This is a genomic window from Thermoflexus sp., assembly GCF_025055495.1.
In the GTDB taxonomy this organism is placed as follows: domain Bacteria; phylum Chloroflexota; class Anaerolineae; order Thermoflexales; family Thermoflexaceae; genus Thermoflexus.
This window is the reverse complement of the sequence record NZ_JANWXB010000071.1, coordinates 1-9,805: the sequence shown is the minus strand read 5'-3', so window position 1 is coordinate 9,805 and position 9,805 is coordinate 1. Positions and strand designations below refer to the sequence as shown.

At 61.4% G+C, this 9,805-nt stretch carries 6 protein-coding genes; all 6 read left to right on the top strand.

Annotated features, from left to right (window positions below; all coding sequences use genetic code 11):
* The first annotated feature begins 225 nt into the window (after nt 1-225).
* A complete protein-coding gene (locus NZM16_RS02635) occupies nt 226-1,098 on the top strand; it encodes a response regulator (RefSeq protein ID WP_295478346.1) in 873 nt (290 codons plus the stop codon).
* A 568-nt stretch (nt 1,099-1,666) separates the two neighbouring features.
* Nucleotides 1,667-3,247, top strand: coding sequence for a cellulose biosynthesis cyclic di-GMP-binding regulatory protein BcsB (locus NZM16_RS02630; RefSeq protein WP_295478344.1), 1,581 nt, complete (start codon nt 1,667-1,669; stop codon nt 3,245-3,247).
* 174 nt (nt 3,248-3,421) lie between these two features.
* A complete protein-coding gene (locus NZM16_RS02625) occupies nt 3,422-5,266 on the top strand; it encodes a glycosyltransferase (RefSeq protein WP_295478341.1) in 1,845 nt (614 codons plus the stop codon).
* A gap of 50 nt (nt 5,267-5,316) precedes the next feature.
* Nucleotides 5,317-7,089 carry an MBL fold metallo-hydrolase RNA specificity domain-containing protein gene (locus tag NZM16_RS02620; RefSeq protein WP_295478338.1) on the top strand — a complete coding sequence of 591 codons (1,773 nt, stop codon included), beginning with the start codon at nt 5,317-5,319 and terminating at the stop codon, nt 7,087-7,089.
* Between the two features lie 291 nt (nt 7,090-7,380).
* Entirely contained in the window at nt 7,381-8,928 is a 1,548-nt protein-coding gene (locus NZM16_RS02615) for a baseplate J/gp47 family protein (protein WP_295478334.1), read from the top strand.
* Between the two features lie 107 nt (nt 8,929-9,035).
* Nucleotides 9,036-9,805 (top strand): glycosyltransferase family 2 protein (locus NZM16_RS02610; protein ID WP_295478331.1); only part of this gene is annotated, 770 nt, incomplete at its 3' end.

Here is a 9,805-nt window from a genome sequence, read left to right as displayed (position 1 = left end):
GGGTATTCCGAACGGTCCGCCGATTGTATGAGCTGGGGATGTCGGTCCGCCTGACTGTGTTCGGGGTCGCTCCGCACCCTGGCCCGAAAGCGGAGGTTCTGGAGGCGTATGCGGATCGCCTGGTGCCCTCTGTGAATGATGTCGTTGACGAGATCGTCCGCCTGTGCCGGAACGGATAAGTTGCTTGACCAACTTTTATCTATCTTAGGTGGAAGGTTTCTGAGAATGTCTGAATCTGGGGCCCATGTGCTGTTGGTGGAAGATGATCCTGCCTTGCGGGAATTGGTGGCTGCGGTTTTGCGTAATGCACGTCATCGGGTGGAGGTCGCTGAGGATGGCTCCACCGCGCTGGAGAAGGCAAGAAATGATCCACCAGATTTGATTCTGCTGGATGTGATGCTGCCAGATCTGAGCGGCTTCGAGGTCTGCCGACGCTTACGGCAGCTATGGCATTTGCGGACCGTCCCGGTCCTGATGCTAACGGCCCTGGGGCGCATCGAAGACAAGTTGCGGGGGATTGAGGCCGGTGCGGATGATTACCTTACCAAGCCGGTGGCGATTCCGGAATTGCTTGCCCGTGTGGAGATGCATCTCCGTCGCTCCCGACGGGAACGCTCGACCAATCCGCTCTCCGGTCTACCGGGCAATCCGGAGATCGAGAGAGAGCTTCGCCATCGTCTGCAGGGGAATCAGCCGTTTGGAATCGCATATATTGACCTCAATCGATTTAAAGAGTTCAACGATCGCTATGGTTTTCTGGAAGGGGATCGGGTATTGCAGTCCTTTGCCCGCCTTCTAGAAAGGGTGATGGCACGATATGGGGACCCGGCCCGGGATTTCATTGGCCACATCGGAGGAGACGATTTCGTGATCTTCACTCAGCCGCATATCCTCAGTCCTGTCGCTCGTCATCTTCTGGAAGAGTTTGATGAGGCCGTTCAGGCACCGGCGCTTTCCGTCTCGATCGTCGGCGGTGTGGTGGATCCATCACGCCAGATCGATCTGGAACGATTAGTGAGGCATCTGGCGGCGCTCAAGCGTCAGGCCAAGCAGGAAGGCCGTTCGTTGCTTCTATCGGGCTTTTTAGGCCTGGAGTAAGAGCTACTATCTATCCCTGCAGCTGTTCAGGATGTTTGAGGGAGGGCTATGGCCTTCTGAATTGGCTTCGGTTTCTCAAATTCCCGGTTTATAACTGGACAAAGCATCAGACCTTAGATCGCTGGGGCGCGGGCTTGATTCTGTATAATACAGACCAGGATCAGGAATCCAGCGCTTATTTCCTGTTCTGAGGAATAGAGCTACCCAAACGAGATTGAACGAGGATCTTGGCATGAAATATCGCTTTCTGATCATTGCTATAGTTTTGTTCTCCTTGTTCCTGTTAGGGACCACCACAAGGGCTATGGCCCAAGGGAGACGATGGACGTTTGACTTAGCTTCCCTAGGTGCTCCAGAACCTCTGGTCCTTGCAGGCCCGATAGCCGAGCAGCCTCTCTCCGTTCCAGTTCCCAGAGGCCTTCGCCCTGTCCGCCTATTCGCTCGCGCTCGGGTCTCCCCCGAGGCTATCGGGTCTGTCTTGGCGATCGCTCAGGATAAGCGAACCATCCAGTGGACTCGTCTTACTCTCCCCGAGATGCGCCTGGCCATCCCTCTAGAGGAGGCACAGGTGCGTGCTGACCGGTTGATCCTCTCATGGCGGCTTCAGGCCTCCGAGCTTTCAAAAGACTGCGCGGCCCCGGAGCAGCTCCGCGTGGAGCTGGACCGGATGGAAGTGGACATGGAAGGAGAGCTTGAACCTCCAGGGCGGGTGGCTGAGTTCTGGCCACCGGTTCTGCGAGTGCTGCATCTTCAGCTACCGGATCCTCCCTCGCTGGAGGAAGCTACGGCGGCGCTGCGGTTGGCTGCTCTCGGAGCTCGTCTCGCGGAGGGCGGACCGCTCACGATCACGGTCCGCCCAGCCAGCGTGTCGTTCCATCCACCAGAAGACCCCTGGGCTCGTGGGGTCCGCCTTTCCAGTGGGCCGGTCTCGCAGCTGGCGCTGAGGTTCCCAGAGGGCAGTCGGATGCCGTTGTTGGAGATCACAGGGCCACCTGGCTCTCTGTCTGCCAGCGTTGAAGCCCTGGCAGCCTATCTCAGTGGGATGCAAGCATCGGAGGTTTCCGCTCTGGAGGGATCGTTCTCCACGCCATCCGGTGGAAATCAGGTGACCCTGGCCGCGCTGGGCTATCCTCAGATACAAATGAGCGGCTCCGGGCCTATGGAGGCTCGGATATTCTTCGCCCAGGCAGACCTGGGAGGACCCACGCGTGGGATCCATCTGCGCCTGGCTGGCCGGGTTAGCCCGATTCCACCTGGCGGTCAGGCCCAATTGCTGGTCTTGCTCAACGGCGGGCTGATTTATGGGGAGCCTCTTGCCGGGGGCCCTTTCGATCGCTGGATGGCTCTCCCCGATGGGTTGCTCCGGCGGGATAACACTCTGACTTTGCGGATCGTCTACACGCCCCCAGGCGGGGAGTGTCGGGTGGGCGTTCATCCCCTCACCGTGTTCATCGAAGGGGCTTCTTACTTCCAGTTCCAGCGCGGGACTCATCTGCCCTCCGGGTTCGAGCGCCTCCCCCAGGGGCTCTTGCCGGCTTTCACCGTCGGCTTGGATCCCATGAACCTGGAAACGATGGAGGCGGCCGCCCAGCTGATCGCCGTGCTACAGCGAACAACCCGGACCGCTTTGGCCCCCCAGGTCCGAAGCTGGGAAGAGGCATTGACCACGCCAGGCCCTCTGCTCCTGATCGCCCTGGATCCGGAGAAGGTGCTCCCGTTGCGCCCTCCCTTGGATCCCCGCCCGTTCCGAGTGATCGATGTGGAAGGACGCGAGCGCTTCCGAATGGAGATCAGTCAGTCCTTCGCCGTGCTGCAGACCTTCACGGATGGGGAGCGGGAGATCCTGCTCCTGACCCGGCGGGGAGGCCGCCCGGATCTTCGTGGGTTGGGCCAGGCGCTGGACCCTGCTTTGGGATGGTATGGCTTGAGCGGCGATGTATGGATCTGGCCGGATGGAGCACTCCCCATCGCGATGCGCCTGCGGGGAGGCGGATTGCAGGTCGCTCCCCTGCCGCCCTCCCCGACCATTGAATGGCCCCGGATCCGTTTCTGGGTAGCTGGTGCGGCTCTGATTGCGGTGGTTGTGTTCCTGATCTGGATCTATCCCCGACTGGTTCGATTGGGCCCACCCGGAACGCCGCAACCCTAAACAGAGGAAGGGAGATCCCCTGGCCGCTTCGCGATGTGGCCGGTAGGAAAACGTCTCAAGGGGAATGGATGAAGGGATCGCGTCTTCTTCGCCGTATTCCCCGGGGGAATGGAAAGTCAGCCCACTGGGGCTCTCCGATCTGCGACTCAGGGGCTGGGTTGAATGTCGGAAGGGATGAAACTTCAGCTTGGGGAATATCTGGTCGCGCAGGGTCTGTTGCGTCCGGAGGATCTGGCATGGGCCTTGCAGATCCAGGAGCGAACCCGGGAGCGCTTGGGCCAGATCCTGGTCTCCCGAGGCCTCATTCGACGCCTCGATCTCTACCGCGCGCTGGCCGAGCTCTGGGGTCATCCCTTTGTGAATTTGCTGGAAGAACCCCCTGATCCGGAGCTGGTGCAGCGATATCCAGCCTCTGAAATGCAGGACGCGTGGATGATCCCTCTCCGGTGGACGGATGAGGGTGTGGAAATTGCCACAGCGCGTCGTCCGGATGAAGCGCTGCGGGCGGAAGCGGAACGACGCTTCCAGGTGCCCGTGGCCCGATTTCGGATCACCACGGAGTGGGATATCCGGCAGGTTCTCTTGTGTCTCTTCCGCTCGGACATCCTGGCTGAGGCCACCTATGGCTTGTATTATCGGAGGCCTTGGGAGTCTGCCTATACAGTGCTCACCTCTCTCCAGTTCGCTGTTCTATCCATGTTCCTGCTTTCGCTCCTGGTGGGGCTGGTCTGGGCGCCGCGGTTCACCGGGATCGCTCTGAATGCGCTCCTTAATGTCTTTTTCTTGTCCGGGATCCTGTTCAAGTTTATCGCCTCCCTTGTCGGAGCACGCTATGAGCGGATGGAGGCTATCTCCTCAGAGGAGGTGGCGGCTCTTCGCGAAGAAGAACTTCCCCGTTACACCGTGCTGGTCCCGCTTTATCGGGAGGCGGAAGTGATCCAGTCTCTGATCGAGAGCCTGGCCCGGCTGGACTATCCGCCGGAGAAGCTGGAAGTCCTTTTGCTGATCGAAGAGGATGACAAGGAAACCTTGGAAGCAGCGAAGGCTGCCCATCCACCGGGCCATTTCTTCTTCGTCTTGATCCCGCCTGGGGTCCCGCGCACGAAACCAAAGGCCTGCAATGTAGGGTTGTTCTTCGCCACTGGGGAGTTCTTGGTGATCTATGACGCCGAGGATCGTCCAGAGCCGGATCAGCTGAAGAAAGCCGTGATCGCTTTCCGCAAAGGTGATCCGGATCTGGTCTGCGTGCAGGCGGCGTTGAACTATTACAACGCTCGGGAGAACTTCCTGACCCGGATGTTTACGCTGGAATACTCTTTTTGGTTTGATTACATGCTTGCTGGGTTGCATCGTTTGCGTCTTCCCATTCCGCTCGGCGGTACCAGCAATCACTTCCGAACCGATCGCCTGCGCGAACTGGGCGGATGGGATCCGTTCAACGTCACGGAGGACGCGGATCTTGGGATCCGTGCGGATATCTCCGGTTATAAGGTAGGGGTCATCAACAGCACTACTTACGAGGAGGCCAACACCCAGGTCGGCAACTGGATCCGTCAGCGCTCTCGCTGGATTAAAGGCTACATGCAGACCGCCCTGGTGCATTCCCGTCGCCCTCTGTATCTGTTGAGGCGCCTTGGGCTGCGTCGGACGCTGGGCTTTCTTTTATTAATTGCTGGGACGCCGCTCACGTTCCTCAGTGCGCCCTGGATGTGGGGAATGTTCCTGATCTGGGTGTTAACAGGGACCAAGGGGCTCGATCCTGTTTTTCCGCCCCCCATCCTTTACATCAGCTTGTTGAATCTTCTGTTCGGGAACGCGATTGCGATCTATCTGAATATGCTGGCGGGTTTCAAGCGTCGCTATGATGATCTGATCCCTTGGTCCCTGCTGAATCCCATTTACTGGGTTCTGCACAGCGTTGCCGCCTACAAGGCCCTTTGGCAGCTGTTCACCCGCCCCTTCTACTGGGAGAAAACCCGGCACGGGATCAGCCAATGGACACATCGTCAGCACGTTTGACACGTTTGAGTAGGTAGAACAAGAAGGTTTCAAGGCAGGCAGGGTGCGAGATGAGCTGGAAGGCTGTGCTGGGGAAGGGGATCGCCATTGGGGGGCTTAGCCTTCCCTATTTGCTGCTGGGGATAGAGGCCACGCGCCTGGGCTTTCTCAGCAATGAGCACGCCCATCTCATTGAGAAGGCCTTGCTAATTCGGGAACGGGGGCGTCTGGAATGGATCGGGTTCTCCTATCCGCCGCTGCCTATTCTGTTACTGGTGCCATGGCCCCGCCCCGCGGCGGCGATCGTCCTCTCCGCCCTCAGCGCCGGGGCTCTGGCCTGGGGAATCTGGACGCGTCTGGCACGCCTGGACTTTCCCCCCATACTCCGGGTCGGGCTGCTGGTCGCGGTGATGGCTGCTCCCAGCAGCATGTTCTTAGCCACCCAGAGCTTTGACGCTGTGCTGGCCATTCTGTTGTTCTTCGCCGCCTGGATCCAGTATCTCCGTTTCACCCGGAACGGACAGACCGATGCAGGGTTCATCGCCGCCATGTTGATTGCCCTGGGGTTCTTCGCCAGCTTCTATGCGCCGTTCTTCGCCTTAGCCTTCGCTGTCACAGCTCCACTATTCACCCGCCTTCGTTCCTGGGATCATCTGTTGGCAATGCTCTTGGTTCTCTTTTTCCCCACAATTGTTGCCGTGGGAAGCTGGATTTATGTTTCGTGGCTGTTCGGGAGCGATCCCCTCCGCTTTCTATACGATCCCGGCTCCAGCCTGCTGGCAGCCTTCCGGCCGGACGAGGCTTATATGGCTCCCAGCGCGATCGCCCGGGAGGGTCTGCATCGACTGGCCTCTGCGCCCCTCTATCTGGGGGTAGCCGTGCTGATCGCCCGCTATCAGCCTAAGCGCTTGTTGGTGTATCTGGTCTCCCCCTTGCTGACGCTCAGCGCATGGTCGATGGGATGGATCGTCCCCCGCCCGTTCGATCAGGCGCTGAAGTTCATTTTTGCCCTTGCCGGGATCCCGATCCGGACCCCTCGCCGGCTAGGGTGGATATTGCTGGTCCTGGCCATCATCCAGATTGCAGCGGATGGGACATCCATGAAGGCTGGCGAGATTGCTCGCTGGTGGAGCATCCTGCGTGCAGGGCCAATGCCCGAAGATCAGGAGGAGATCTGGATCGCTCAGGAGCTCGCCCGGTTACCATGTGGGTCGGTCCTCGCCGATGATCGGGAGGCCTTCCGGCTGATCGCTCGGGCGGGCACCGCGTGTCCTTTCGTTCTCCCCTCCGACCCCATCTTCGATATGGCGGTGATCCGCCCCGAGCGTTTTGTTTCGTATGTGTTGGTGTCGGCACGCCCAACAGTGTGGGCAGGACCCATCGAGGCTCGCTATCGGGATCGTCCTCCAGCGGGCTTTGTCTTAGGACCCACATGGTCGGGCTGGCGCTGGTATCGGCGGGCTGCTCCGGATGAAGGCTTTAGGGTCCCGAATCCACTTTATCCCACAGCCACGGGGATGATCCAGCTCAGCCAGATGTCCAGCCAGAACTTGCCCACCTGGTCGATCGGAGAAGGGAGGAAAGGGAAATGCTTGTGCGGTGGATCTGGAGCAATTGGGACAATCGGTGCGACATCTGGGGATGCGGGTGATCCCCACGCCCGGCTATTGCATGCCTCCGGCCACGCCGGAGAGGACGAGCTGGCCGCCTTTGTCCGAGCGGTGCGGCCGCGTATGCTGGTGCCGGTGCATGCTGAACGGCCGGAGCGATGGCGGGAGATCCTGAGGGGCACGAACATCCAGGTAGGGATTCCGGAACCGGGGCAACCGATTCCGATCGGATGAGGGCCGAAGAGCGGGCGACGGGTTGCTAATGCTCTGTCCTGTGATTCTGCCATCTCAGCCTTTTTTCCCGTTGCTCCTGATGGGAGCCGAAGGGGTTATGCGCCATGTGTAACTTCTGAGCTTCCCAACAGATTTTGGAGCTGGGGGCCGATGAAGGCGCCTCCCCAGCTCTACGGAGATTTTTTAGGGGGAGGGGCCTGGCTCGCATCCCTCCCAAAGGCGTTCCGATGGAGCTTGACGCGTGAAGTTTCCATGATTTTCAAGCTTTGGAGGACCCGGAGAAAGGCCATCATGACGAAGAACGAAGGTCATCACCCAGCGTCAGGAGCGGAGAATCCGCCGGAGATCCTCACGGTTTGGCCGGACGATGATTGGGCTTCCCTGCGGTTCCGGATCGCGATCTCCCCTGCTTCTCGAGTGATCCTCGAGGTTCCAGCAGAACATCCGACGTTGAGCCCGGTGTTGCTGCGGCGTCTCCAGCACCTGGCGGAAGGGATCGGGAAGGGGATCGCCCTGGTGACGCCTTCCGTGGAGGGACGACGGATCGCTCGCGAGCTGGGGATCCCGGCTTTCTCCCATCGAGAGGCTGCTTGGCGATCCTCGTGGCCGATCCTGGAGGAGGGGGAGGAGCCTGTGGCCTCTCTGGGGATGACCTCGGCCATCCGGGCATGGGCAGAGGCCCGCCGCCGGCCCCTTCCTCGCTGGGCCTACGGGCTGAGTCTGCTGATCGGAGGCTTAGGGCTTCTCTCCGTGTTGTTTCTGATTGTCTTCCTTTTCCCTTCCGCGGAGGTCACCCTCCATCCTCAGGGACAGCCGGTGGCGGTGAAGGAGAGCCTGATGGCGGATCCCCGCCTTGTGGCCCGGGATCTGACTCGCGGAGCGATTCCAGCGTATCCCGTAGCCGTGGTGGTCGAAGGACGGGCGGAAACCCGCGCCACCGGACGCCAGGAGCAGCCGAGGGGCTACGCGGAGGGCCAGGTGGTTCTGGTCAATCAGACCGCCCGTCCGGTGGAAGTGCCTGCGGGCACCATCGTCCGGGCGGCCAGCGGCAACCTGGCCGTTCGCTTTGTGATCAGCCCCTCAGTGACCGTGCCGGCGGGATTTGGGGGAACCGCTGTTGCCCAGGTGCGGGCCCTCGAGCCCGGTCCGGCCGGCAACGTCGGTCCGAATCAGATCAACTTGGTGGAAGGACCACTGGCCTTCTCCCTGCGGGTCAGCAATCCGGAGCCTTTAACAGGTGGGAAACTGGAAACCGTGCCGGTGGTGGCCGCGGCGGATCGGGAGCGGGTGCGGGAGGCTCTGATCGCCCAGCTTCGTCAGCAGGGGTATGCGCAGTTGCAGGCCGGCCTGGATCCCCAGGATTGTGTGCTTCCCCAGACGCTTCGAGTGGAGCCGCTGCTCGAAGGATATGATCGCTTGGTTGGGGAACCGGCGGAGGCCTTGCGAGCCGAGATGCGGGCCCGGGTGGTGGGCTACAAGGTATTGCGCAGCGATATCGGGGCCATGGCGCTGATCGCTCTCGCGCGGCAGGTGCCTCCCGGTTATGAACTGGCCGCGGAAGGCTTCGCCTTCACCGGGTGCGAGGACCTGGAAGCGACGGTGGAGACCGATGAGGAAGGCCAGCCTCGCATCCGTCTGAATGTCCAGGCCCAGGGGAAGGCGATCCCCCGTCTGTCGATCGCCCGCATCCGGAAGGAGCTCCGGGGCCAATCGGTGGGGGGCGCGCTCCAGCGGCTGCAGGCCCTCCCGCTGGCCCAGCCCCCTGAGATTCGGGTTTCCCCCGCCGGCTGGCCCTGGCTCCCGTTGCTGGAATCCCGAATCCGGGTGCGGATCCGGTAGGGGCACATCTGGTGGATGGCCCCTACCGAACCCATGCCATCTCCCCACCGTGCCGCAGGGACATCCCGGTAGGTCAGAAAACACGCCGACGGGACCGGATGTCGTGGATGGATGATCTGGCCGTTGTGATGGTGACCTGGAACGTGCGGGATTGGGCGTTGCGGGCGCTGCGGTCCCTCTTCGCCGCGCTGGAGCGATCGGAGCTCGCGGCCTCGGTGTGGGTGGTGGATAACGCCTCAGGCGACGGCACCCCGGAGGCGATCCGTTCCGCCTTTCCCATGGTTCGTCTGATTGTGAACTCCACGAATCGGGGGTTCGCCGCCGCCAACAATCAGGCCCTGAAGGCCATGGGGTACCCAGACCGTTCCGCTGCGCCCCGTTACGTCTGGCTCCTCAACCCGGATACCGAAGTCCTGGATGAGGCCCCTCGGATCCTGCTTCGCTTCATGGAAGCCACACCCCGAGCGGGGGTCTGCGGCCCGCGGTTGATCTATCCGGACGGCCGCTTCCAGCACAGCGCCTTTGATTTCCCTGGGCTGGCCCAGCTCTTCCTGGATCTGTTTCCGCTTCATCCCCGCCTGCTGGAGACCCGCCTGAACGGGCGTTACCCTCGAGCCTGGTATGCGCGAGGGAAGCCGTTCCGGATCGGACATCCTCTCGGAGCGGCGATGATGGTTCGGGGGGAAGCCATCCGGTCGGTGGGGTTGCTGGATGAGGGCTATTGGATCTACGCGGAGGAGGTAGACTGGTGCTGGCGGATGGCGCGAGCAGGCTGGGAGCGTTACTGTGTGCCGGAGGCCGTGGTGGCGCATGCGGGCGGGGAGAGCGCCCGCCAGGCACGCCCGGAGATGATCCGGGCCCTCTGGGCCAGCCGGCT

Coding starts and splice junctions, on each gene's coding strand:
- NZM16_RS02615 (WP_295478334.1), top strand. CDS start 7,381: ATGACGAAGAACGAAGGTCATCACCCAGCGTCAGGAGCGGAGAATCCG.
- NZM16_RS02625 (WP_295478341.1), top strand. CDS start 3,422: ATGAAACTTCAGCTTGGGGAATATCTGGTCGCGCAGGGTCTGTTGCGT.
- NZM16_RS02620 (WP_295478338.1), top strand. CDS start 5,317: ATGAGCTGGAAGGCTGTGCTGGGGAAGGGGATCGCCATTGGGGGGCTT.
- NZM16_RS02635 (WP_295478346.1), top strand. CDS start 226: ATGTCTGAATCTGGGGCCCATGTGCTGTTGGTGGAAGATGATCCTGCC.